The organism is Stenotrophomonas sp. (assembly GCF_050737075.1).
Lineage (GTDB): Bacteria > Pseudomonadota > Gammaproteobacteria > Xanthomonadales > Xanthomonadaceae > Stenotrophomonas.
Map to the genome: position 1 here is coordinate 1 of NZ_JBOHXV010000074.1, position 24,207 is coordinate 24,207.

The following is a 24,207-nucleotide window of genomic DNA, read 5'->3' on the forward strand; positions in this document are numbered from 1 at the left end:
CTGTAGAAAACATGGGTCCGGCGCATGCGCCGGACGGGTTGGGCAGGACGCCCAACCCCGGTCTTGCCGTGTACGCAGGATTGCGTACACGCGCAAGTTTTCTACAAGCCTACACGGACGTATTCACGGCGTGTCCCGCAAACCCACCGCCGCCGGCCCAGCGCGTGGGAGTTTGCAGCGTTCGCTTTTGCCGTTCGCAACAGCAGCCGACTAACAGTCGGCTCTACCCAGTCGGGTGCGCCCAGTCGGGTGTGCCCGGTGGGTGCCATGCATTCGGCGTTACCGCGCCGAGTCTGCCACCACCACCAGCGGTACGTTGCGCTGCGGGTGCCGCAGCACCAGCACCGGCTGCTGGTATACGCGCTCGATGTGCTCACGCGTCAACACCTCGTCCGGTGTGCCATCGGCCGCCACCCTGCCCTGCTCCAGCAGCACGATGCGGTCCGCATAGCCCGCGGCCAGGTTCAGATCGTGCACCACCACAATCACACACGCGCCCGCATCGGCCAGCCCGCGTACCGCGCGCAGCGTGCGCTCCTGGTGGCGAAGATCCAGCGCCGCCGTCGGCTCGTCCAGCAGCAGCAACGGCGTGTCCTGTGCAAGCACCCGCGCGAACGTTGCCCGTGCTGCCTCGCCGCCGGACAGCGTCTGCACCTCGCGCTGGCGCAGCGCGTGCATCTCTGCCTGGCCAAGCGCGTGCTCGACCAGCGCCGCATCACGCGTCGCATCGGCAGGGTGCGGCAGCCTCCCCATCGCCACCACTTCTTCCACCGTGAACGCAAAGCGCACCGCATGGTCCTGCGGCATCACCGCGCGCTCGCGCGCCAGCAACATCGCTTTCCACTGCGCGATGGGCCGGTCGTGCAGCACCACGCTGCCGGCATCGGCCACCACATCGCCACTGGCCACCGCCAGCAACGTCGACTTGCCGGCGCCATTCGGCCCCACCAACGCCGTCAACGTGCCGGGCACGAAACCCAGGTGAATGTCGTGCAGGATCTGGCGCTCGCCGTAGCGCACCCCCACCCCGTCCAGCTGAAGAAAGGGCGCCGTCATACCGCACCGCTCCGGCGTTGATGCAGCACCAGCCACAGGAAGAACGGCGCCCCCAGCGCCGCCGAGAACAACCCCAGCGGGATTTCGGCCGGCGGATCCAGCGTGCGTGCCGCCGTATCGGCCACCACGATCAGCAACGCGCCGGTCACCGCCGACACCGGCAGCAACCAACGGTGCCCCGGCCCCACCAGCATCCGCACCACATGCGGCACCACCAGCCCCACGAAACCGATCGACCCCGCGAACGCCACCGCCGCACCCACCAGCAGCGCACTGAACGCAATCAGCTTCAGCCGCGTGCGGCGCACATCCAACCCCAGGTGCTGCGCCTGGCGCTCCCCCAGCGCCAGCATGTCCAGCGGCGTCGCCAGCCGTAACAGCGCGAACGTACCCAGCACGAACACCGGCAGCGCCGCCGCCACGTCCGCCCAATCCGCCTGGGCCAGCGAGCCCATCTGCCAGAACACCAGCGACTGCAGCTCGCTCTCGCTCGCGATGTAGGTCAGGAACCCGATCGCCGCCGAACAGAACGCCGCCATCGCGATCCCCACCAGCAGCAGCGTCGCCGTGCCGCCATTGCTCCCGGGCCGCGCCAGCGCATACGTCAGGCTGATCGCCGCCGCACCGCCCGCGAACGCCGCCAGCGGCAGCGTCCAGCCACCCACGCTGCCGGCACCGAGCACGATCGCCGCCACCGCGCCGAGCGCCGCCCCCTGCGTCACCCCCACGATGCCCGGATCGGCCAGCGGATTGCCGAACAGCCCCTGCAGGCTCGCCCCGGCCATCGCCAGCGATGCCCCCACCAGCGCGCCCAGCAGCGCCCGCGGAATGCGCAGGTTCCAGACCACCGCCATATCGCGCTGGCTCACCTGCGACGGGTCCAGCATCCCCAGCTTGACCGCCATCGCCTGCACCACCTCCAGCGGCGGCAACCGCAACGGCCCGACCGCGAACGAGGCCAGGATCGCGCCCAGCAGCGCCAGTGCCATCATCCCCAGCACCCAGCCACCTGCACGGCGGCGCCTGTTGCGCGCCCTCACTGCCATCCCCTCACGGCGTCGGCAGCGCCGCCAGCGCCTTCGCCAACACCACCGCACCGCTACCCGAGCCGACGCTGGCCGCCTTCAACTGCACGTCCGGCATCACCCACACCCGGTTGGCCGCACCCGCCGGGGTCTGCTTCAGCGTCGGGTAGGCCTTCCACAGCCCCGCCTCGCCGCCGAACAGCTGCAGATCGTTTTCCGTCACCAGGATCACCTCCGGTGCCGCCGCCACCACGCCTTCGTTGCTCAGCGCGGAGTAATTGGCCACGCCCGCTTCGGTGCCGATGTTGACGCCGCCGGCCAGTGCGATCAGTGCGCCGGACGCACTGTCGGCGCCAGCCACCGTGGGCGCGCCGCCGGCACCGGTGGCCGAAAGATGGATCACCCGCGGGTGGCGCGTGCTGGCGGCCGCAATCGCCGCCGCCTCGTCCAACTGCGCCTGTACCTTCGTCGCCAGTGCTTCACCCGCTGCAGCAACGCCCAGTGCCGCCGCCACCTTGCGCACCTTGTCCGGCGCCGGCTGCAGATCATCGATCACGACGGCCGCCTCGCCCGCGCCGCGCAGCTTCTTGGCCAGCTCGGTGTGGCGGCGCAGGCTGTTGCCGAGGAACAGCGAGCCTTCCAGGCTGAGCACGCCTTCCACGCCGGTGGTGCGGTTGAACAGGAACTGCTTCGGCGCCTTGCGGCCGGCCTCGGTGGCCGAGCGCAGCGGCGCCGCATATACCTGCCCGCCCATGCCCAATGCCTCAATCACCGCGATCACATCGTCGCCACCGGCCACGATCCGCGTGGTATCGGTGACGGTGACCTGCTCGCCGTCGTCGGAGCGCACCGTCATCGGCAGTACCGGCGTCAGGCCCGTGCTGGCAGGCACATCGGCGCCGACCAGGTGCAGCCAGCCCTGTGGCAGTGCGGCCGGCGTGGCGCCGGCCACAGCAGCCGGCGCATCAGCGCCGGCACCTGGCGCAACGGCATCGGCGGGCTTGCCGCCGCAGCCGGCGAGCACAGCCGCCAGGGCGAGCACGAGCACGCTCCAGCGTGCGGACGAAAGACTCAACATAAAACCTCTCCAATGGAGCGCGCGCAGGACGGTTGCCCCGCGCGCAGGGACACTCAACGACGGGTCGGGGTGATGCGGGTGATGCGGTCGCCCTTGGGGTCTTCCGCGCCGCGCGACTTGTTGACCGCGAACACATTGCCCTTGCCATCCTCACGGACATGGTTCGGGAACGTGCCGCCATCGAGGTTGCCGACCACCTTGCCGGCGCCATCGACCACCGTCACCGTGCCGGCGCCGCGGTTGGTGACGTAGGCCAGGCCGGCGACCGGATCGAAGGCCACATTCAACGCGCCCGCGCCCACCGCGACATCGTGCAGCACCTTGCCGCTGGCAACGTCTACGATCAGCAGGTTGTCGGTGCCCTGCGAGGCCACGTACAGGCGGTTGTGCTTCGCATCGAAGGCAACGCCCGATGCACTGATCGCGTTGCCGAGGTCGATCACCTTGTCCACCTCGCCGCTGGCGACGTCGATCACCGCCGCCTCGGGCGTGCCGATGCTCACGGTAAACAACTTGCCGCCGGCCTCGTCCAGCACCAGGCTCATCGGCACGAACTTTTCGTCGTCCACGCCCGAGGCCAGGCTGATCGGCTTCAGCGCCGCGAAGGTCTTCGCATCGAACACCGACAGATGGTCTTCACCGGCGGCCGAGGCAAACACCTTGCCACGCTTGGCATCCACCACCACGTCGCGGGCATGCGGCACCGCGCCCACCGGGAACTGGTGCACCAGCGACAGGTCCGACTGGCGATACACCGCCACCGTGTCCTGGCGGGTGTTGCTGACCCACACGTTGCCGTTGGCGTCGTCCACGCCGACGCCGTAGACCGCGAACACGCTGCCGCCCTTCGCGTCGGGCACCTGCGCCGGTGTGATCGCCTTCACCACCTTCAGCGTCTTCGGGTCCACCTTCAACAGCTGCGACTGCGTCACCGGCGGGCGGCCGACGGCCGAGGTCACGAACAACGCGTTGCTCGCGGCGCTGTAGCTGCTCTGGTACAGCCCCTGCACCAGCTTTCCGGAGCGCTGGCTGAAGTCCTGCTGCCCGCTCAGCGGCAGATTCGGCGACACCCGCAGCGCCACCACGGTGGCGGCCGCCGGCTGGCTCGCGCGCACCACCAGCGGGTGCTGGCCGGGCACGGCGTCGAGCGGAACGACCACGCTGGCCTTGAAGTTGCCCTGCGCGTCGACCACATAGGGCGTGGCATTGAGCACGGTCTCACCGCGCAGCAGCGTCACCTGCTGGCCGGGCACGAACGCGCGGCCGGTGACTTCGGCGGTGCTGCCGGCCACCACATTCTCATTGCGGGCACTGACCGTGCCGCGGAAGCCGTTGGCCGGCGCATCGAACACCGGCTCGGCGGACACCGCACCGGTCAGCAGCGACAGTGCAAGGCTCAACGCGGCAACGCGCGGAAGGGAAACGAATCGGGACATAGCAGACTCCTTCTGTAGGGGCGCGCCAGCGGCGCGTGTCACAAGGGTTGCCTTGGCGTGGCCGCGTCGCTGCGGCGGTGGCACGGGGCCACGCATTGCCTGGGTAAGGGGGAACGCGGTCAATCGGCAGGTGCGTCCGCCGCCGTAGCGGACGGCGCGGCACTGCGGTCGGCCGCGCCATACAGCGCGGCCAGGGTCGCCTTCAGGGACGCCGGCAACATCGGCCCGTGGCCGAGCCCGGGGAATTCGCGGTAGCTCACCTGAACAGCGGGCACCGCGGCCAGGCGCTGGCTCAGCGTGAAGGCCGCATCCGGCGTTGCACCCGCGATCCGGCGCAGATGCGCCACCACACGCGGGTTGGTCATGTCACGCACGCCGCGGTTGCCGCTGCGCTCGTCGCCGCCCAGCATCAGCCACACGCGAGCAGGCGATGGTTCGGCAATGAAGTGGTGTTCCATCGCGCCCTGCGGCGCGCCCTGGCTCCACCACAGCGACGGACTGGCGCTGACATAGTTCTGGAACGCCGTCGGCTGGGTATACAGCGTGCTCAGCACGAACAACCCGCCCAGCGAATGGCCCCACAGCGACTGCTGCTTCAGGTCCACCCGGGCACGGCGTTCGACTTCCGGCTTGATGCGCTGCTGGATTACGTCGAGGAAGGCCTGCGCACCGCCGCCGCTGGACTGCGGCGCGCCGTTCTCATCGTCGGCGGTATCCACCCAGGCGGTGTAGTCGATCGTTCGCGCCGGGGAATCGATGCGCAGGTCGTTGTCGTAGCCGATGAACACCAGCACCGGTGCCGCATGCGCGGCGAGGTCGGCGAGCAGCGCCTGGTCGAAGACCATCGCCGCCGCGTTGCCGTCCAGCATGTACAGCACCGGCGCTGCCGTGGCGGCTTTCTGCGTGGGCAACCCAACGTTCACCCGCCAACGCCGTGCCGGCGTACCGCTTTCGATCACGAAACGCTCGAAGCGGTAGCTCTGCGCGGGCTGGTCGAGGACCGTCTCACCCACTTTCTGCAACGGATTACGCTGCTGCGCGGCGACCGGTGCCGCCGCGACCATGCCAAGTGCCGCCGCTACGCCAACGGTGCGAAGCCAGGGGGACAACGAAGGGATCAGGCAGGAAAGCACGGCAGGCACGACTCACGGCAAGGCGATCAGCCCAGTGTACCGTAAATGCGAATGGGTATCACTTGCCGCAACCCGATTCTTCCTCCCGCGCCTCGGCCACGCTGGCTGTAGGCGGACTCGGGGTTTGCGAAACGCGGACACATGGTTTGAAACAACGAAAGGACACTTCGGCAAACGAAAAGGCCCCGCATTCGCGGGGCCTTTTCTTAGCCGAGAACCCCGAAGAAGAACCCGGAGACGTCGGTGATGGCCCCCCTCCAGAGCACCCCTTCGCCACTCGGGATCGAGTCAGAACTACCCGGGGCGTAGAACTTGGCGTTGCATAGGTGGATGAACGTAGGGGTGGACTGGTCGTCGGGCACCTCTACCGGATACAGATCGAGATAGCCCTTGAACCGGTTGTGGAGCGCCACACGCACAGTCTCATCCTGCACGCCATTGCCGATCGCCTCATCCAGGATGAACTGGACGTACTGCCGACCCGAGACAACATTGCCGCTGACCAGCACCCCCCCCACAGTGAGCGTGACGCCAAATCCAAATCCATGGTTGGCCACCAACACCAGATCCAACAACATCGGATCTGGGGAGCGGCAAGGGATGCTGATGCTTTGTTTTTCTTCCAGCGCTTGGGTTTCCGAAACTTCCGTCATGCTCTATCTCCTTCTGCGCCGAATGCGCACTTCGAGTCTACCTAGCAAAAACCCGCTTTAAAACTGTTTTAAATCAACGTTATGCGGTTGTTTTACTGGTGTTTTGGACCTGTTTCACTGCTATAACAGAGTCGCCTGGCGGTCGTCCCAGCTCTTGATGATCAGCTCGCCGAACTGCTTGTCCCGGCCACCGCCCCCACCGATCGTGTAGTTGAGCTGTAGCGGCACCAGGTCAAAGCCGGCGAAGGCCTGGCGGATCTCTGGGTGGTCGTTGATGGACACGATCACCTTGCCCTCACAGGACCGCATGAGGTCGGCCATGGCCAGGTACTGGTCAAACGGGAAGTCCACCCCGTAGCCCTCGGTCTGCCAGTACGGCGGGTCCAAGTAGAACAGCGTCTCAGGGCGGTCGTACCGGCGAACGCAATCCTGCCAGGGGAGCCGCTCGATCACTACGTTGGCCAACCGAAGGTGGACCGCGCTTAGCTCTTCTTCGATCCGCAGAAGGTTCAACCGTGGCCCGTGGCCACCGGCCACCAGGCCGAAGCTCTGACCCTCCACTTTGCCGCCAAACGACAGCTTCTGCAGGTAGTAGAAGCGAGCGGCCCGCTGGATGTCGGTCAGGGTCTCCGGCCGCTCCATGGCGGCCCATTCGAACATCTGGCGGCTCACCAAGGACCACCGGAACATCCGGACGAACTCCTCCAGGTGGTGCCTGACGCACCGGTAGAGGGTCACCAGGTCGCTGTTGATGTCATTGAGGACTTCGAGCTGGGCGGGGACCGGCCTCATAAGGAGGGCGGCCGCTCCGCCAGCAAAGGCCTCCACATACGTGTTGTGCGCGGGGAAATGGGGGTATAGGTGCTTGATCAGGCGGCGCTTCCCGCCAGGCCAGGGGAATATCGGTAGGGGCATGTCTCAGTCTGTGCGATAGGGGTTGGCCAGAATGGTCCTGTCCTCGCGAGGGCACAGAGTCTTGGCCGAAGGCACGCGGCACAACGCGTGTATTGAGGTGGGGACGGTCCGCCTGCAAGCGGATTGTCCCCACCCTGTTTCAAAGCGGCGGGATCTCTTCGAAGGCCCAGCCGCTGCTGTAGTAGTTCCCGCCGAGGTGGCTGGCTTGACCAGGCGCGGCCTGGCCGTAGATCGCTGTGCGGTGCAGTTCCGTGACGTCAACGACGCCGCCCTGCAGACTCCAGCGCGGAATCGCGGCAACGCGGGTGCCGCCGGTTACGGCGTATCCCAGCGCATCCAAGTCCATGCCATTGGCCAACCCCTGCCCACGCATCTCGGCAAGGGCCAGTGGCGTGAAGGTCATCTGCAGCTTCCGATAGGTCCGCCGGAGAACGACATTGACGCCGCTGCCGAGGGTCCGCTCGCGCAGACTGGGGTCGATCCGTTCAACCGACCACTCCGTCTGGTGCCCAAGCTCAACCCCCTGCAGCACGACGAACTCGCCTACGTCGAAAGCGCCAGCCATGACTTCGAGCTGCAGCCCCACAAGCGGCTCGATCCCTTCATCCAGGACGAACCAGGCAGCGCGGCTGCCGTCAGGCAGCGATACAACCTCCTGCAGGTCGGTGTTGCCGCCCAATGCCCGCGCGTAGCCGCTATCGCCCGCACGCTTTCCGGTCAGCACAGTAGAGGTGCCGGCGGGGCAAGTGATGCCCAGTACGGCAACGATCCGGATGTCGGCTGGACCGCTCCAGTCGAGACGTAGCCGAACGCTGCCGACTCCGCCCATGATGCGCGCTACGCGGGCCGGGTGTCCGTCAACCAGGGCGGCAAGGTTTACCGCCGCAGCACCATCAACTGCAGGAGTGAGTGCGAGGTTTCCGTATCCAATAAGCATCAGGCGCCCCAGAACTTGAACACATGTTCGCCGGTTATCGGGTTCGTACTGACCCCCGACACCAGTACATTCCGCCCGTCCTGCATGCCGTACCGGCGATAGGACAGACGACCAACTTGACCAGGCCGCAGGCGCAGATCAGTGCGGCCGTTGACCCTGACCGCATAGAAGTTGCGCGGCACGGCATATATCGCGATCACTCGATCAATCTCCGCTTGAGCATCCTCGCGCCGGTCGAACTGGGTCGGCATCGGCGCCGCCGTATCCGCATGGGCGTAGCGCTGGGGAAGCAAGCCCCCACCGTAGGCCACGCCCCGCCACTCGCCAGACAATTGCTGGCGCACCGAGGGCGGCAGCTGCACCAAGTCTGTGATCATTTCGCCAGCCCCAAGCGCGACGGCGTTTGGCTGGTATGCCATGCGCCTGGACAGGTTCGGCGCCAAATCCGGCAAGACAACCAGATCTTCCGCGAGTTCAGGCCAATCCATCACGAAGTCCAGATCTCCATCGCTGATTGAATCGGGATCGACTAGGCGCGCCAGGCGAAGAACGCCCTCGTGATCCTGCCACCAATCGGATGCATAGCTGGAAAGGAGTGCAGCCAGTGCATCGCGGGGGGTGGCGCCGTCCGCGCCGTAAAAACCCACACCTGCGTAGCCAGTGGCCTGGTCAATCGCATCAGCGTCGGCACCAGACCATGCGCTTTTTCCGATCCGGCTGAAAACGTCCTCCAATGCCTGGCGGAGTGAAGTAGGCGCCATGCCCTGTCGCGTCGATGCGTCGACAATTACCGGCCCCAGAGGGGGCGAGGAAAGGACCAGGTGCTGCCCGCCAGCCGCGAGCGAAAACCCTGTCCCAGCTTCGATATGGGCACCACGGTCCAGCACGGCCGCAATGCTGGCCAAGGGCGCATCGGAAAGCCATTGCTGGCTACCGTCACTGTTCACGCTGAAGCCTGGAATGCTGCGCACCGTCCCGATTACGGCCGGCTGCGCCTGCCACGCGACGCTATCGCCCTGGGCAGGGAGAAACACAGCCCGACTCAGCGGCGCATCAAGATCATCATGGGCGTCACGCAACACAAGCTGCTTGCTGCCATCATCTTGAATATCGATGCGATCCAGGACAAAGCGGGCGACAGGGATGGCATCTGCCAGCGAACCGCCCTGTATGACCTGGCGAACGCGCACTGGCTGATTGCGCAAGGCACCGATCGCTGCCCCGTCAAGCATCCCCTCCGCGTCGAGAACGCGCACCTGGCCAGTTCCCGGACGCGAGATGTTGTCCCACGGCCAGAAGCTCACGCTGGCCACGGTATCAAGCCCATCTCCGGCCAAGGCTCCTACATAGGCTACGTTTGCTGGGCTATCGGCTTCTCCGGTCATGTAGTCCTCGCTTGCCAGGCGCAACGCCGCCGCTGGGGCTTCAGATGCGAACCACCCTGCAGCGATAGCCGGGCTAAGGCCCTGCCACTCTCCCGCGTTGACGACGCAGCGCAGCCCGCCCGGCTTGGTGCTGGCCATTGAAGCAGCGAAGTAGACCGCGCCTGCTACCGGGGCTTGCAAGGTCGCGACGTCGGCACCATCGCGGTAGAAAACAACGCGCGAAGGAGTGCCAACCGTCAGCAGCATTCCGATAGTCTGGCCTTTCAACGGCACCTCAATGCCGGACGCCACTACGACGCCATTGGCGATGATCTCGCCGGCGTGCAGGCGCCAGCCGATGCCTCCCGCAAAGCCCACTTCGGCGGACATGGGAGCAGTGGCCATAACGGCACCCACTGTGGCCTGCACTTCATCGTCGCCCCAGAAGCTGAACTCCACGCCGTGCGTTCCCGAGTCGTGTGCGATGTTGCTCCTTCCCAGGCGGGAAATACTTGAGGCGGCAAGGGTTACCAAGGTGAGCCCACCGTCCTCCACACCCAAGTCCACACCGATGGGGCTTGAGGACCAACGGCCAACGGCCCGACTCATGCCGAGCACTCCAAGATCGATGGAGCCTCAGGGCCAGACGGCTCAAGCAGAGATGTGCGCAGCTGAAGGTCAGCCTTCTCCGGCCAAGCGAACGACTCTGGCTGGGGCAGCAGCGCCTGCACCTGCTCCCACGTCACCACACCCGCCGGCGGCGCCATCACCATGGCCTCCAGTGCCTGGTTCACCGCATCGCGCCACGCGACCATGGCACGAGCCTCTTCCCGATACCGAGCTACGCCACTGTTGTAGTAGCCAACACAGGTCTCGATGCTGTCGTACTGGCGGTCCTGCACCTCGCCAGCCATCCATGCCCAAGCAGCGTCCCGGATGGCGCGATGATGCTCCGGGCTGTTTGGCAAGAACGGCGGCGGGACAGGGGCCGGCGTGTTAGACAACAGCCACTTGCTCGGCCAGTCAGGGTGACCACGTGGTATCCAAGCGCCGGTTTCGAGGCAAAGCAGCATGTCGGGGTCGGAAGTGAATTGATACACGGTCAAAGCCTCGCGTTCGCGGTGTAGTGGAAGGACGCGCCGTACTTGCCGGCGGCGTTGGTGTAAGAGACCTGGAACCCCGTCTCTCCTACCGCTGCCAAGCTGTTGACTGCCGTGTTGGTGCCGTCGTGCTGCGAAACCTGGTTCACCGCGCCTGATTCCGACGCGTAGATCACGACAGCGGGCGTGGTGCGCATCCGGGTCGGGAATTTTTCAAGGTGAGCGCTGGCGCCCGTACGAGTGACGCTGATGAACTCGCCGCAACGGCCGAAAGCAGAGATGGCGCCGGGGGAAACGCCAATGTCGTAGCTTTTCCTCCAGAACCACTCGCAGTCCTGCAGTTCTTCCTGCACATCTCGGAAGTCGTACGGGGTGGCCGTGTCCCCATCCTCGAGCTTCACCTGGGCCAGCTCGAACAACCCAGATTGATTGGCGAGCTGGCCGTCAAAATAGTTGCCGTCGCACAGGAAGAAGAGCAGGAACAGGTTGTGATTCGCCCCGTAGATCTTTCCAGCGATGGACGGTACGTCGAAGGTGTACGTGTACTTAGCGAACTTGGTGGTCAGGGTGACCACGTCGCCGTCGGTCTGCACCGTCCCCGAACCGCCAGAGCCAAACACCTGCTGCAACGTCAGCCCCACCTTCTTGCCTGCGATATTGCTGCGCATCCAGAACGACACCGTGGCCTTGCCATTGGCCAGCGTCTGAACGCCCTCGATTCGCTGGCCCATCCATGCCGAGCCAGCACCGGCAACCACGTTGTAGCCGAGGAAGCGTGTGGCGCCCTTTATCTCACCAACTGCCGGCGCGCCGATGCCCCAGTTACAAGTGACGCCGGGAGCCGAGGACGAAACCTGCCACTGATCGGCCGTGTAAGGCGCAGCGGCCGTGACGGTCCCAGACACGCGCTCCTGGGCGATGTCAAAGTTGCCGTTGATCAGCCTACTTCTGCGCACGATCCTTGAGGCGGTCCGCGACAACTCAACCCCAATGGCTTCAGTGCTCGTTGCCAGCAGCTCGTCGGTAGCAGCTTGCGCCTGCCCCAGCTGTTGCTGCACATCGCCAAGTTGCTGCTGCTCCTGCTCCAGGGCGTCCAAACGCTGACCGACCGCAGGGCCTCCGTCCTCCAGCGAATTCAAGCGTTGGCCGATCTCCTGCATGTTCTCATTCGTTATCGCGTTGGCGGTGCGCGTCGGATCGCCGCGATGATTGTTCGGTCTTGGGGTATCCAGGTCGATGAGCCGGAGCGTCATAGTTGTTTCCTTTTAGCTTTCGATGATGTTGAGCACCGCGACGCTGGCCTCTGCCCCGACCACGAATGCGGGGATGTCGTAGCGAGTTCCCCCAACGAAATCGATCTGCATGCGGTACGGGATGTTTCCGGTGGCATTGGTCGTGTCGGTGAACGACCGCTGTGGCCACTGCCACGTCTGGGTGGTCAGCGTTCGGTTGCTGTCCCCCTCGTAGACGTTCACCGATGAGGCGGTGATGCTTTCGTCCCACAGCAGCGCGGCGTCGCGCCAAACGCGAAGGCGCATCGTCCCCGTGCGGGTGGGCTGGGGCGAATTCCCGAACGAAATCACCTCGGCGCTGAGCCTGGCCGACCAGAGCACCACCTTGGTGCGCCCCTGCGAGCCTGCGTGGACCACGCTGATGTTGCTGGCGCTGTCCCAGTTGGCGTTGTTGAGGTTGAACTGCCCAGAGCTGTTGATCGCGCCAGCCCTCAACGTGCCGCCCCAGTAGGCGTCGCCGTTGCGATCCATCCACATTTTGGCGTTGAGCTTGTTGGCTGCTGCAACACCCACGTTGGGGCCGAAGTAGTCCATCAGACCATCCGCTCCGAACCCGTTGCCGATGATTCGCTGGGAATTTCCTGCCCAAACCCGCAGATACCCGTCGCGCAGTTCCATGCCATTGGCAGCACCAGGTGCGATTACCTCGAACGTCGTGCTCAGGAACCGGGTATTGACGACGCTCCCGTTGTTGTCGATCACCATGCCGCCGATCAGCGGGCCGCCACCGGCATCCGCCATTACTTGCATGAATGCTCGCGCCAGAACCTGTATCAGCCCCTGCTCATTCTGTTGGACGCGCGTCTCCATGCCCTGTACCACCTGGGCGCTAGCCTTGCCGCCCAAATCAATCCTCACCGACTGCAGGCCTTCGGCGACCGCCACGATTCCGTCTGCGTTCTGTTCCACAGAGTTGCGCAGCTGGCTCAAAGACTCCGTAGAGGCCTTCCCCTCCAACTCGACCCGCACTGAATCCACTTTCTCTGCAGACGCCGCCACTTCCGTGGCCATCGCTACCAACTGGCTCGTCGCCGATGACTTGAAAGCGCCCAGGTTGGCGTCGACTAGTTCGACCTGCTTGCCGACGGCGCGGTCACCGTCCGCAATGACGGTGTAGACCGTAATCGTTCCAGCGTACGTGTCGTCGTCGCCGGCAAATGTGTCTTCATCGCCAGCATGCGTCCCGTCGAGCTGGGCAGTCATCGAGACGACCCGCTCTCCCATCGCAACCAATCCCTGCTCGTTATTCTCCACTCGCCCCGTGACGCTGTCTAAGGCATCTACTGACGCGACAGCGCCGTCTCCGTCCGGTAGGCGGGCCTGGATTGCCTGCGATACCTTCGCCTGCGCCAGGTCCGCCTCCAACCGCGCTTCCCGCTCGGATACCACACTGGCTTCGGTGGCAAGTGACTCGTCGCCTTCAGGCATACGAGCTTGTATAACCTCCACCACCCGCATGACCGCTTCGTCCCCATCAATACGGGCGAGTTGCTCGGAAGCAATCAGGCCGGTGGTGAGTCCGGACAGGTCATCACCTTCGTAGTCACCCCGAAGTTGCACCGCAAGAGACTCTCGCTGCGTCGCCTCCACGCTGTCTGCTGTTATCCGGGCTGCAGCCTCTTGTTGAACAAGCGCGACACCGGCGCCAGGCGTCGGACGACCGATGGCTACCCAGTCGATCAGATGGTGGGCACTTTCGTCCTGCGCAGCACCGACTTGAATCCGAATCTGCTTGAGGACAGAGGGCCACCAGCCAACGTCCTGAAAGTCGATTGTGGCCACGCCGTCGCGGTCCCAAACCGGCTCAGGAACGGTCACTGCGCGGGTGTCGCTCCAGACTGGAGCTGCCGCCGTGGCCCACTGAAGCCGTCCGGCCCACACAGGACTGCCGACCCTCTTGATCCGCAGCTTTACGAACCGGTATGCGCCGCCGTCGATGTCCAACCCATCGGGCGACTGCAGATAGGGGAAGCTGGTCGCGTCCGCCGGCCGCAGCCAGCCATCGACAACCGATGGCTCGCCGTTGCAAGTCCAGCCATCGCTGGTAGCATCGAAGTACCAGATATTGCGGCTGTCGAACTGGGTGCCACTGCCGGCAGAAACCTGTGACATCGCGTAGGCCAGTGACTCGTCTGCATTCTCACGAATGGCGGCCTCCCGGCTCAGCCCAGCCTTCCACTCCAGCCGCTCGTTGAGCAAGGCTGATGCGCGTTCACTGGCTTCCGCAGCGATCGCAGCTGCGTTGGCGGCGATGCCTTCCGCGCTCAGCCGGGCTGCGTCCGACAGGTCTTCGGCCAGATCGGCGACCGCATCTGCGCGCGCCTGGCTCTCGGCTGCAACGGCCTCGAAACGATCTGCCGTCTCTTTGTCTAGGCGCTGCTGGATCAGAATCAGCTCAGCGGTGGTCGGCGGGACCACTGGGGTCATGGGTGACCCATCGGAATCGCCAGAAGAAACACCGTTGACCAGGACGGTGATCTTCCACCAACTGACTGCTCCAGTTGTGTCGGTGTAGGTGTACCTGGTGTCGGTGGTGCGCGTCACGATTTCCCACGCTCCAGGCGCGCCCCTGACGTCTGCAGCGCGCCACACAACGTACTCCGCGCCGGGAAGCGGGGAAGCCGACCAGGTGATCGTGATGCTGTCGGTGCCTGGCTTGACCTCGACATCAGTTGGGGGTGGCACCACCACTGCAGCCTTCGGCGGCGGCGCCCAGTTGATCGGGGCGCGGCTTACCGGAGTAATCTGCGGCAACGGATCGGGGCCGATATCGACCAGGAGAACGAGACGGCTCATAGGGCTTGTGTCACCACGTTTTTGCCGGTCTTAACCAGGCTTTGAATGCCGCCATCCACCCGCAGCAAAACCTCCAGCAGCGCGTTGTTCGCTCCAGCCTGGTTGCCACCAACCGAAACTCCGCCACCCGAGCTGGCGCCATTGCCTGCGCCTGTGCCGGCTGTCGAAGACGACGGGACGCCATCGACCAACGCCGTGATCATTTCCTGGGCGATGCGCTTGGGCAGGTCATAGAGGATGTCGGCCAAGTCGGAAATGTCGGTCTGCTGCTCCGCCAGGTACTTGCCCAGCTGCTCGGTGGTCAGGCCCAGGTCGGCGGCCAGGTCCTCGGCCGTCATCCCGGTGACGCTGCGCAGGATCTCCAGAGGATCGGTACCGCGCACTCCAGCGAGGTCGGATACGCCCTGGGCGATACGCTGTGCGCGCTCCAGGCGCGCGGCGGCTTCCTGGCGTACCTGCAGGGTCTTCTGCTGCTCGTAGAGTTGCTCCAGCGAGGAGGAGGTGCCATCACCGCCCAGGGAGTTGGCCAGCTCCAGAACGCGGGCGTAGTCGGCCTGGTAGCCGGCGCCGCTGGCGTTGAGGTTTCGGCTGACCTGCAGGAACTGCTGAGCGTACTGGGTGAAGCTGTCGATGTTCCCTGACGCGGCGGCGCTGGCCATCAGGTCGTCGGCCGTCCCGCGCTTCTGGGCATCGGTATCCGTAGACAGCGTGTCGCTCAGCTTCAGCGAATTGATGAAGTCCTCGATCTTGCTGCCAGCGCCGTCGATCGAGCCTCCCAGGCGTTCGATCTGGTCATTGACCCGGTTGAGTGCCAGGTCGACCAGCTCCGACTCCAGCGACCGAGCCAGGGCATCGGCCTTGATCTGCGCCGCTTCGCGCACCGTGGCCAGATCCTGCTCGCGGGCCGACAGGCCGTTAAGGGCCTTGGCCTGGTCCTGCAGCGTCCGGGTGCGCTCGCGCTCTTCCTGTCGGATGGCCAGCAGCGACTTCGCGAATCCACTGAACCCATCCGTAGCAATTTCCTGCTGCGCGCTGCCAACCACACCACCGTAGGAGGATGCAGCGGTCGTGATCGCCACGACCTGCTCTTCCATGGTCGTTCCTGCCGCCTTGGCCATGCGCTGGAACATTGAGGTGGTGCGCTTCACCAAGTCCACTTCCTCGGCATTCAGCGCTCGACCCAGATCGCGGGCGTTCCCGGTCATCAGCTCGATGGATGCCGCGAGCGTGGTCATCACGTCGCCTGCCTCGAACCCCTTGCCCAGGAACTCCTGGAAGCCCAAGATTCCGACGCCGCGCCCGGCAAGATTGCTGACGGCGGTGGACATCAGCTGTTCGAGCTGAGCCTGGGCTTTCTCTGGGTCCGCGTCGAGGCTGACCTTGCCCAGGTCCACGCGCACCGTCGACAACTGGGAGCTGATATCCACGCCGAGTTGATCGGCGAGGTTGACCACGCCCGCCTTCGCTCGGCTGATCGCGGAGCCGAAAGCGTCCGTCACGGCGCTGTCGAGCTGGCCGTAATCGGTCCACTTCTTGTCGCTGCGGAACATGCCGCCCTTCGCCTTGATATCGGCGTAGCTCTGGCCGGTGAGACCATCAAATCCGTAGGAGCCGACAATGCCCTGCGCCTGGATCTGGGGCTTCTTACGGCCAAACAACTTCGAGTGAATCGAAGACCCCGAGAGGATGGATGCCGTCTTATCGTTGAAGCCGATCTTGCGGAACATATCGTCGGCATGGCTCACGGCGCCCAGCGTGGCCGCCTTGCCGGCCCAGCTCTCGCCGTTGGCGATATCCCAGCCTTCATCGAACAGCTCGGCGTTCTTCATCATCCCGGCGATGACCCAGCCGATGATCGGCACAGCCATGGAGGCCGACGAGGCCGCGCCTGCACCCGCGCCAGCCCCTGCGCCAGAGAACGCGCCGATGTTGCTGCCGAAGCCCATCATGGAGCCGGCCCCGCTCATCGCGGAGTTCATCCAGCCGTTGCCGGCGTTCATTGCGTTGGTGCCGGTCAGGTTGCGGCCACCACCGATCAAGCCTGCCAAGCTGCTCATCCAGTTCGTGCCGGTGCCGCCAGAGCTGCCGCCGCCAAACATGCCGACTATGTTGGAAAGCCAGTTGCCCCCAGTCCCGCCGGAACCGTTAGCCGCACCTGAGAAGGCGCCGTTGATGGCATTGGTGAGCGCTTCCTGGAAGGGGCGGACCATGTTCTGTTCCAGGAGCGTGCGCAGTACGTCTCGCCACCCGCGCTTGAAGATGTCCTTCAGCCGATCAAAGAAGCCCTCCGAGTCATCCAAGTTGCCGCTCAACGTGTCAGCAAACAGATCGGCAAAGTCGGCGACACCGCGAGTACCGACGTCCGCCCACTCTTGGAGATTGGCCGTTTGCTTTTCGACCTGTAGGGACACATCGGCCCAAGCGCGGGCCTGCTCGACCAATCGCTGGGTTGTCGCCGCATTGATGCCGGCGCCCGCCTCGTTGGCCTCGTTGATTGCCTGGAGCATGTCCTGCTCATTGCGCAACTGGCGTGCATAGCGCTCGCGCGCCTCGCCCAGAACGCCCAGCATGCGGACTTCACCGCTCATGGTATCGAGGAGAGCCGTGGGCGCCTGCTTCCGTTTGGTCAGCTCAGCATCCTGCTTCGCCAGTTCCGCGGCCGATGCTTTCTCCAGGGTGTTGCGCGCAGCAAGGGTGATGTTGTGCTTTTCCAGCTCGCGATCCAGTTCCTTGATGCGCTGCGCGTGCTGCTCCTGCGCTGCCGCAAGTGGGCCTCGCAGTTCTGCCGCCGCCATGGCAGCTTCGGCGGTGTACTTGGCCTGAGAGTCGGCCTGCTGCCTCACCAGACGGTCGTTCTCTTCCTTGGCGCGCTTGGCGTCTGACTCTGCACGGGACAGCGACTGTGTGGCCTTGGTCTGCTGGTCCAGCGAGTTGGAAAGCTGGATGATCTGCTCGTTCTTGGCGCGAGCCTGCTGATACTCGGCGCTGGTAGGGTCCAGGCCCTTACCGGCCGCGCTCTTGATGAACTCGGCACGCATGCGAGCTGCCTTGCCCTGGGTCTTCTCGATAAGCTGCAGCTGCAGCGTATCAATCTGCTTATCCAGACCCTCGTTGATCGACTGCAGGGCGGCCTTGATGGCACCGCCTGATGCCTGCGCGGCAGTAGCGACCTGGTCGAAGCTGGCACCGGCTAACCGGTTTGCCGCCTCCACACCATAGGTGGAACGCATGTGTTCCCCGAGCAGCGGCTTCAGCTGGTCGAGGGTCTGCCCTTCACTGGCCAGCTCACGGACTACCTTCTCAGTCTCGGCGCGCTGGGCGCTGGTGGCGGTGGATAGCCCGGTTTGTTTGAGAATCAGGTCGACGTAGCTGCCGATGTTCTTCTTGGCCGCGCTGTCCAAGTTCGCGTGTGCGTTCTCGGCCTTCTGCAGCTCCCGATTTGCATCGGCCAGGGCCTGGCGCTGGGAGTCCAGAACTAGCCCGTATTCCTGCTGGCTCGCTCGATTCTCCTGGGTGATCTGGTCAACGCGCTTGGCGCTCTTTTCCACCAGCTCCTGTGCCTCGTCAACGCGCTTGTACGACTCGGCCAGGCTGGCGAACTGGCGGTTGGCCTCATCGGTCTTGAAGCCGCCCAGGGTGTCCACTGCGGACTGGAAGCCCTGCTTGACGCTGGAAGCCAACTGGTCGGCTTCATCCTTGCTGTTCTTCATCCACATGACGAACAGGGTCAATGCGGTGATGGCCAGCCCTACAGGCCCACCGAACGCCCCCATGGCCACATTGAGGCCGCGCATGGCCGCTGCCTTCGCCGTCAGTGCGATTGAGGAAGCCTGAGCCGCTGCGGCGGTGCGCAACTGGGCGGCAGCAACCGCCTGTTCGGCAGCAACGACACCGCCCGCTGCTCCCATGCCGGCGCGCGCCATGGACAACTGGCCGACGGCCATACGCTCAGCCGCCTGGGCGGCGACCAGTTCCTGCCTGGCCAGCTCGCGACTCGCGGCCGCTGCTGTGATCTTGGCGGCCGTCGCCTGGACCAGGTTGGCGACCAAGCGGCCTCCGAACGCCACGGCCAGCACGCCAACAATCTTGTCGACTTGGTCCATGTTTCGCGCCAAGACCGCGATGCCCTCAGCGAGGGCGCCGCCCGCACCCAGCTCGCTGGATGTCTCGCCAACGTACTTGGTGACGCTGTTGCGCAGCTGCACCATGGCGCGCTCTACCGTCAGCGGCATGCGCTCGAACTCGGCTTGGATCGCGCCCGATTGGCTTTCCAGTGCCGTGACCAGCTTGTCGATCGTCACCTGGCCATCGTTAACCTGCTTGCGCAGTTCGCCCATGCCAACGCCCATGCCGTCGGCCAAAGCCTTCGCCAGGCGCGGGGAGTTCTCCACCACCGAGTTGAACTCTTCAGCGCGCAGCACGCCGCCCGCCAGGGCCTGGGTGAACTGGGTGATGGTATTGCTGGCGGCCGTGGCGCTGGCGCCGGAGATCGTGAACGAGCGGTTGATCGTCTCGGTAAGCGCCAACTGCCGCTGCTGGCTCACGCCGTACTCGGCCGTCGACTGGGCCAGTCGTGCATATAGCGTCGCGGTGCTTTCCATGGCCGTCGACGTGCGCTGGGAAATGGCGTACACCTCCGCCGAAGCCGTGGCGTAGGACTTCTGGCTGTCGGTGGCCAGCCGGAGCCGGCCGGAGATGTTGGCGTACTGGTCCGACATCGATATGAGGGCTGAGACGGACTGGGCGCCAAGATAGGCGCCCATCGCCGAGCGTGCCACGTTCAGTGCCGCGCCCATTGCGGACGCTTTTCGTGATGCACCCTCCGAGGCATTGCCAAGAGCGGTGATGCCGGTGCTGCCGCGTTGAGCCTGCTGCCCGGTAGTGGCCGCACTGGTGCCCAGCCGCTTCACCTCAGCCTCAGATGCTCGCACGGTGGGAACAAGCTGGCTGTTGTCGGCAGTGAGACGGAGAGTGACGGTGGGGTTCACTGGGGCACCTATGCAGCCTCGGATCGGGCTTCGCGGGTTGTGCGAATCAAGACGTCGACACGGTCGAGCAAATCAGGGATGTCAGTGCGACGGATACCAAGCAGGCTGGTTGCGGCTCGGATCTCGGTCGCTTCTATGCCGTCGTAGACCGGTGCATGGAAGCCTGTGATCCACCTGGGCCGGCAGCGCCGGAAGACCCGCACCGCGTCCCAGTTCTCCCCCAGGACGTGGATTACTTCATCGGCATCGGCCGAGTTGCCGCCGTCGCGCAGGAAGTCCATCGCACTGACGGCCTCATCGGGTTCATGGGTCCGATGAGTACCGCCAGTGCGGGGACCCTTCCCAATCAGCGCCCGCGCGACGTCTTCGAGTTTTTTACGCGGGCCTCGCCGAATTGGCCGAAGTAGGCCTGCAGGATTGCCGTCTGCAGGAAGTTGGACCAGGTGCCGTTGAGCACCTCGTTCAGTGCTTCCTCGCCAGTGATCGGGTTGCCGTCGGCATCGCCGAGGCCGGTCACCGACTTGACGAATTCCTTGATGTGGTCGGCGTCGCTGACTTCCTGTTCGCTCATTTCCTTCAGGCGCTCTTTGGACAGCACCTTGACCAGGACGTCGATGGAGCCTTCATTGAAGGCGCCCGGCTTGTCGGTCGGGATGCGCAGGGTCACCGGCAGCAGCACGGAGTCGGTTTTGGAAAGACGCAGCATGTTTGAAGTCCTTGGGAAGTGGTTTCAAAGCCCGTTTGATCGGGACCAGGCCACTTTGCCCAAGAGTGCTGTCCGGTCGGGACTAACACGCGTCATTGAAAAAAGAAGCCCCGCACTGGGCGGGGCTTCTGGGGCGGAAGTGTAACGGCTTACGGGGTTGCGTCGCCGAACTCGATATACAGCTCGTCCCCGCCTGCATCACTGGCCACGCACGGACCGGACAGCTCCCAGCCATAGTCGCCGTCGATATCGGTTTCGTTGACCGTCTCGATCTGGCCGCGAATGCCCAGCTCGCTGTAGAGCTTGGATTTCTCCGTCAGGCGCAGTGCCACCTGGACGATCTTGGCGTCGTCGCGGATCTGCCATGGATTGAAGTCGGCCAGGGCAGTCTTGGCGATGCGTGCCGTCCAGGTTGGTGCCCGGTCGGTAATGCCGGTTTCCTTGTGCGACGTGTACTCCTTCGGCGTGATGGTGTTGGCCACGTCTACCGACAGGGACTTGGCCCAGCACACCAGGGGCGCGCCGCCCGCGACGGTAATCGTTGTGACCGTGTTGTCGGCGCGCGCCACGGTCGGCACGGTGGCCGGCAGCGCGAGTTCGGGCAGGCCGTCCTCACCGATGGTCTCGTAGTCGCCCTGGACACGGATGTTGCCCTTGAACCGGTCGCCCACCGCGAGGATCAGGCTGGTGACGTTGTGGCGGGCAGCGTTGACGTTCTTGAGCGTGCCGGCGTGCCAGAACTTGGCATCGCTCAGCGGCACATTGGAGCTGATCGGGTTGTACCGCGTGGTCTTCGCAGCCGCGTCCTTGACCACCGTCATGCCGGCCGGCAGCAGCAGGACGCCACAGTCGGCATCGCTTTCGTCTGCGCCGCCTGGTGTGGTCGGCGGATACAGCTCGAACTCACCTTCGATGAAGGCCCGCTTGCCGCCAACAGCGAACGGCTGACCAGTAAGGAAAGGACGGTCGATGGGACGCTCGATCTTGTCGAATTCCGTCCCGCTGGTGCCGTTGAAGAGCAGCACGCCATTGTTCGCGGCGGTGGGCACGACCGGCACGCTGGCACTGGCGCGCAGAGCGAGCGCCAGGCCGCGTCGTTTGAAAGATTCCAGATTGGGCTGGGCCACGTTTCACTCCTTGGTGGGTTGCGGGTTCTGGCGCAGCGGGCGCGCCGGCTTGGGTGGGGTTGAGGGAGCTGGCTGCCGTGGCTTGGGGGCTTCGGCTTCGTTGACCAGGCGTCCGTCGATAACGCGCCAGGCACCACCAGCGGTGGGAGTGGGCTTGCTGCTCATGGCTTCACCTGTTGTTGCATGCGATAGGAGGTGCCGAAGACTTGTTGGGTAGTCAGGAAGCCAGCTGCAAACCGCTCATCTCTTCCTGCCTGGAAGTTCAGGCCGTCAAAGGCATCGTTCGGGGTCCAGCCAAGCAGGGCCGCGCGGACCGCCGGGATGACTTCCAGGTCCATCTGCTCACGTGCACCGCTTCCGGCCGCCTGGCCGGCGTAGTTGCGGACCATCAGCACTATTCGCACGGTGACGTCGCAATCCTGGATGTACAGCGGCCCGGTGTACTTGGGCTTACGCCCCAGCTCGGCCGCAGTAACGAATGCGACCGCATCCAGGGTCGGCTTCTGCTCCAGCGCGGTCTCCAAGTCGGCGGCAGAGCCGACATCGAGCAGCACTGGCGCTTGGGCGCGAAGCCGCTCGATGACGGCGATGACTGGGAATGGACCGACTGTCACGGGCGGCGGTCTCGACCGAAAACCTTGTCACCTGGATTGATCAGGAAGTCGCCCAGGCTCGCGGTCCCCGTGGTGGGATCGTTGGCGCCCAGGTGGAACTTGCTCTCCGAGATCAGCTGCAGGAACTTCAGCGCGTCCCGGTAGTCGCGGGCGATCGGGTCGGTACGCTCGTCGGAGATCCGGTCGGTGTGCAGCTGGTAGCGGGTAATGGCTCGCGCCCAGGTGGACAGCATGGGGTTGGATTCGACCAGCGGCAGCGGGTAGCGCTTGGACAGGTATCCATCCATGACCGCGCTCGCCTGGATGACTGCCTCCTGGATGCGCGATGCGGCGGCGTCTGCCCTGGCGATTTCGGCGGGCGCGTAGGCACTACGATCACCCCCACGCAACGTGGCATCCATCAGTTCGGCCGAGACCGGGCGTTGGCCCTTGTCGGTGGCCACCTGTGCCAGCTCCAAAGCGCCAGGGATCTCGGCCAACTGCGTGAGGGTGACGTAGCTCATCGATCAGTCGCCCGTGACCAGGTGCGCCTCAACCTGGGCAACACGCTCTGCCGGGGCCAGGGCAGCCCAGGCTGCATCGTCCAGACCAGCGGCGGCTCGCGCCTTGGTCTCGGCCTCGCCCCAGGATTTCTTTCCTGCAGCGCTTTTGGTTGCCGCCTTCTGGCGAGCGATCGCCAGCTCATCGGGGGTGAGGTCTTCCTTGGCGTCCAGGACGATCAGCTCCGGGTCGTCCTTCAGCGCGTCCAGTTCGCCCTTCTTGAGGTCCGAGACTGCAATGATCTCGCCCTGCCGGTTGAAGTGTCTGCCGGCACGCCAGCGCCCACGCTCCTGGCGGGATTTGACGATGATTCTCTCGTTGGCCACGGGCCACTCCTAATAGGTATGAGGCAAGGGGCCGGCGCCTGCTGGCGCCGGCCATGAGGGGCTTGGTTAGAGCACCCAGGCGGAGTCTTCGACCTTGACCAGGCCCTTGAGCACGTTCTCCGCGCCGCTGGCCAGGGTCGAGGCGCTGACCAACTTGTCCGCCTTGAACTTCATCCCCGGCGTGACCACCAGCAGGCTCGGCTTGATGCCCAGCGGCCGGCCGTGGTCGCCCTTGCGCTCGGCCATCGCGGTGTAGGCCGCGACCAGGTTCTCCTCGGTCAGCTCCTTGCGGCTGGCGTAGGCGAGCTGCCAGAAGCCGAAGCCGACGTTGCGCCGGCAATCGACGCCGTAGACGTACTCGGCGCGATCGAACACGTTGTCGTCCGTCTCGCCAGTTTTGGCAACGAAGTTGGGTGCCTTGCGCTCCTGCAGGATGATCGGCTTCAGGACGCGGGTTGTGTCCAGCAGATACCAGGTCTGGCCGCTGCCTCCGTTGTCGTCCCAGTTGGACTGGGTGGTCGTCTTGCCATCGGCACCCAACACCGGGTGATCGGTGTCAAAGAAGTTCTGGCCGTCGTAGCACAGGGACTTGTCGCCGTTGCGCAGCAGGCCGAACACCAGCTCGTCCGGATGCGCTGCGACCGAGCGTCCCATCTCCTGCATCATCGGGCTATAGATGCCGAACTGATCGTCCTCGATCTTGTCGCGCGGCACACCGACGGTGCTTTCGTAGGACTTGTTTTTGATGGTGTAACCGTGCGTCTCGATGCCGTTGATGACACGGTCGCCGATCCACTCACGCACGCTGGGGAAGGCACCCAGCCAGCCATATTCTTCGGCGCCGGTCGTGGACGGCACTGGCGTTGCGATGCTCAGGTGCTGCGTAGGGGCCTGGCCCAGCCCTTGGCGGAAGGCAGCATTGAACGCGATGTAGAGCGCGGACAGGTTGGTTCGATTGATGATCATGCGAGGGTTTTCCGAGGAAGAGAGGGAATCAGCCGACGACGACCCAGACGCCGCTGGCGTCCACGTCGATGATCTTGCCGGCCACCTTGCGGGCGGCGCTGTTGTCGGTCTTGGCCACCGTCTGGTCATCGGCGACGAAGGCATTGGCGCCGATG

The 24,207-nt window shown here is 64.9% G+C and carries 21 protein-coding genes; all 21 read right to left on the reverse strand.

Features of this window, described 5'->3' with window-relative positions; genetic code table 11:
- Positions 1–279: 279 nt before the first annotated feature.
- Entirely contained in the window at positions 280–1,056 is a 777-nt protein-coding gene (locus ACREPD_RS16150; protein WP_431600275.1) for a heme ABC transporter ATP-binding protein, read from the reverse strand.
- Positions 1,053–2,048 carry a FecCD family ABC transporter permease gene (locus ACREPD_RS16155; RefSeq protein ID WP_431600294.1) on the reverse strand — a complete coding sequence of 332 codons (996 nt, stop codon included), beginning with the start codon at positions 2,046–2,048 and terminating at the stop codon, positions 1,053–1,055. Before ACREPD_RS16155 ends, ACREPD_RS16150 begins: the two co-directional genes overlap by 4 nt.
- Positions 2,049–2,106: 58 nt before the next feature.
- On the reverse strand, positions 2,107–3,159 hold the full coding sequence (locus tag ACREPD_RS16160) for a heme/hemin ABC transporter substrate-binding protein (RefSeq protein WP_431600276.1): 1,053 nt from the start codon (positions 3,157–3,159) through the stop codon (positions 2,107–2,109).
- Positions 3,160–3,212: 53 nt separating this feature from the next.
- The gene (locus tag ACREPD_RS16165) at positions 3,213–4,595 is read right to left on the reverse strand and encodes a YncE family protein (RefSeq protein WP_431600277.1); all 1,383 of its coding nucleotides are present in this window, start codon (positions 4,593–4,595) and stop codon (positions 3,213–3,215) included.
- Between the two features lie 119 nt (positions 4,596–4,714).
- A complete protein-coding gene (locus ACREPD_RS16170; protein WP_431600295.1) occupies positions 4,715–5,659 on the reverse strand; it encodes an alpha/beta hydrolase in 945 nt (314 codons plus the stop codon).
- Between the two features lie 275 nt (positions 5,660–5,934).
- On the reverse strand, positions 5,935–6,381 hold the full coding sequence (locus tag ACREPD_RS16175) for a hypothetical protein (protein ID WP_431600278.1): 447 nt from the start codon (positions 6,379–6,381) through the stop codon (positions 5,935–5,937).
- A gap of 120 nt (positions 6,382–6,501) precedes the next feature.
- On the reverse strand, positions 6,502–7,296 hold the full coding sequence (locus tag ACREPD_RS16180; RefSeq protein ID WP_431600279.1) for a DNA adenine methylase: 795 nt from the start codon (positions 7,294–7,296) through the stop codon (positions 6,502–6,504).
- A gap of 139 nt (positions 7,297–7,435) precedes the next feature.
- On the reverse strand, positions 7,436–8,233 hold the full coding sequence (locus ACREPD_RS16185; RefSeq protein WP_431600280.1) for a hypothetical protein: 798 nt from the start codon (positions 8,231–8,233) through the stop codon (positions 7,436–7,438).
- Positions 8,233–10,206 carry a hypothetical protein gene (locus ACREPD_RS16190; RefSeq protein ID WP_431600281.1) on the reverse strand — a complete coding sequence of 658 codons (1,974 nt, stop codon included), beginning with the start codon at positions 10,204–10,206 and terminating at the stop codon, positions 8,233–8,235. The genes ACREPD_RS16185 and ACREPD_RS16190 overlap by 1 nt, the downstream gene beginning before the upstream one ends.
- Positions 10,203–10,697 (reverse strand): hypothetical protein, encoded by a 495-nt coding sequence (locus ACREPD_RS16195; protein ID WP_431600282.1) that lies wholly within the window; start codon positions 10,695–10,697, stop codon positions 10,203–10,205. The genes ACREPD_RS16190 and ACREPD_RS16195 overlap by 4 nt, the downstream gene beginning before the upstream one ends.
- Before the next feature lie 2 nt (positions 10,698–10,699).
- Positions 10,700–11,950: a carbohydrate binding domain-containing protein gene (locus ACREPD_RS16200; protein ID WP_431600283.1), complete on the reverse strand. Its 1,251-nt coding sequence runs from the start codon at positions 11,948–11,950 to the stop codon at positions 10,700–10,702.
- 12 nt (positions 11,951–11,962) lie between these two features.
- The gene (locus ACREPD_RS16205) at positions 11,963–14,785 is read right to left on the reverse strand and encodes a hypothetical protein (RefSeq protein WP_431600284.1); all 2,823 of its coding nucleotides are present in this window, start codon (positions 14,783–14,785) and stop codon (positions 11,963–11,965) included.
- Positions 14,782–19,773 carry a tape measure protein gene (locus tag ACREPD_RS16210; protein ID WP_431600285.1) on the reverse strand — a complete coding sequence of 1,664 codons (4,992 nt, stop codon included), beginning with the start codon at positions 19,771–19,773 and terminating at the stop codon, positions 14,782–14,784. The genes ACREPD_RS16205 and ACREPD_RS16210 overlap by 4 nt, the downstream gene beginning before the upstream one ends.
- Positions 19,774–19,781: 8 nt before the next feature.
- Positions 19,782–20,054, reverse strand: a complete 273-nt coding sequence (locus ACREPD_RS16215; protein ID WP_431600286.1) for a hypothetical protein — start codon at positions 20,052–20,054, stop codon at positions 19,782–19,784.
- A 65-nt stretch (positions 20,055–20,119) separates the two neighbouring features.
- The gene (locus tag ACREPD_RS16220) at positions 20,120–20,479 is read right to left on the reverse strand and encodes a hypothetical protein (RefSeq protein WP_431600287.1); all 360 of its coding nucleotides are present in this window, start codon (positions 20,477–20,479) and stop codon (positions 20,120–20,122) included.
- A 149-nt stretch (positions 20,480–20,628) separates the two neighbouring features.
- Positions 20,629–21,606, reverse strand: a complete 978-nt coding sequence (locus tag ACREPD_RS16225) for a phage tail tube protein (RefSeq protein ID WP_431600288.1) — start codon at positions 21,604–21,606, stop codon at positions 20,629–20,631.
- Between the two features lie 3 nt (positions 21,607–21,609).
- Positions 21,610–21,771 carry a hypothetical protein gene (locus ACREPD_RS16230; protein WP_431600289.1) on the reverse strand — a complete coding sequence of 54 codons (162 nt, stop codon included), beginning with the start codon at positions 21,769–21,771 and terminating at the stop codon, positions 21,610–21,612.
- Positions 21,768–22,220, reverse strand: coding sequence for a phage tail terminator protein (locus tag ACREPD_RS16235; RefSeq protein WP_431600290.1), 453 nt, complete (start codon positions 22,218–22,220; stop codon positions 21,768–21,770). Before ACREPD_RS16235 ends, ACREPD_RS16230 begins: the two co-directional genes overlap by 4 nt.
- A complete protein-coding gene (locus ACREPD_RS16240) occupies positions 22,217–22,723 on the reverse strand; it encodes a gp436 family protein (protein ID WP_431600291.1) in 507 nt (168 codons plus the stop codon). Before ACREPD_RS16240 ends, ACREPD_RS16235 begins: the two co-directional genes overlap by 4 nt.
- Positions 22,724–22,726: 3 nt before the next feature.
- Positions 22,727–23,086, reverse strand: a complete 360-nt coding sequence (locus tag ACREPD_RS16245; protein WP_431600292.1) for a hypothetical protein — start codon at positions 23,084–23,086, stop codon at positions 22,727–22,729.
- 66 nt (positions 23,087–23,152) lie between these two features.
- Positions 23,153–24,052 carry a Mu-like prophage major head subunit gpT family protein gene (locus ACREPD_RS16250; protein WP_431600293.1) on the reverse strand — a complete coding sequence of 300 codons (900 nt, stop codon included), beginning with the start codon at positions 24,050–24,052 and terminating at the stop codon, positions 23,153–23,155.
- Between the last annotated feature and the right edge of the window lie 155 nt (positions 24,053–24,207).

Coding starts and splice junctions, on each gene's coding strand:
- ACREPD_RS16150 (WP_431600275.1), bottom strand. CDS start 1,056: ATGACGGCGCCCTTTCTTCAGCTGGACGGGGTGGGGGTGCGCTACGGC.
- ACREPD_RS16155 (WP_431600294.1), bottom strand. CDS start 2,048: ATGATGGCACTGGCGCTGCTGGGCGCGATCCTGGCCTCGTTCGCGGTC.
- ACREPD_RS16160 (WP_431600276.1), bottom strand. CDS start 3,159: ATGTTGAGTCTTTCGTCCGCACGCTGGAGCGTGCTCGTGCTCGCCCTG.
- ACREPD_RS16165 (WP_431600277.1), bottom strand. CDS start 4,595: ATGTCCCGATTCGTTTCCCTTCCGCGCGTTGCCGCGTTGAGCCTTGCA.
- ACREPD_RS16170 (WP_431600295.1), bottom strand. CDS start 5,659: ATGGTCGCGGCGGCACCGGTCGCCGCGCAGCAGCGTAATCCGTTGCAG.
- ACREPD_RS16175 (WP_431600278.1), bottom strand. CDS start 6,381: ATGACGGAAGTTTCGGAAACCCAAGCGCTGGAAGAAAAACAAAGCATC.
- ACREPD_RS16180 (WP_431600279.1), bottom strand. CDS start 7,296: ATGCCCCTACCGATATTCCCCTGGCCTGGCGGGAAGCGCCGCCTGATC.
- ACREPD_RS16185 (WP_431600280.1), bottom strand. CDS start 8,233: ATGCTTATTGGATACGGAAACCTCGCACTCACTCCTGCAGTTGATGGT.
- ACREPD_RS16190 (WP_431600281.1), bottom strand. CDS start 10,206: ATGAGTCGGGCCGTTGGCCGTTGGTCCTCAAGCCCCATCGGTGTGGAC.
- ACREPD_RS16200 (WP_431600283.1), bottom strand. CDS start 11,950: ATGACGCTCCGGCTCATCGACCTGGATACCCCAAGACCGAACAATCAT.
- ACREPD_RS16205 (WP_431600284.1), bottom strand. CDS start 14,785: ATGAGCCGTCTCGTTCTCCTGGTCGATATCGGCCCCGATCCGTTGCCG.
- ACREPD_RS16215 (WP_431600286.1), bottom strand. CDS start 20,054: ATGGACTTCCTGCGCGACGGCGGCAACTCGGCCGATGCCGATGAAGTA.
- ACREPD_RS16220 (WP_431600287.1), bottom strand. CDS start 20,479: ATGCTGCGTCTTTCCAAAACCGACTCCGTGCTGCTGCCGGTGACCCTG.
- ACREPD_RS16230 (WP_431600289.1), bottom strand. CDS start 21,771: ATGAGCAGCAAGCCCACTCCCACCGCTGGTGGTGCCTGGCGCGTTATC.
- ACREPD_RS16240 (WP_431600291.1), bottom strand. CDS start 22,723: ATGAGCTACGTCACCCTCACGCAGTTGGCCGAGATCCCTGGCGCTTTG.
- ACREPD_RS16250 (WP_431600293.1), bottom strand. CDS start 24,052: ATGATCATCAATCGAACCAACCTGTCCGCGCTCTACATCGCGTTCAAT.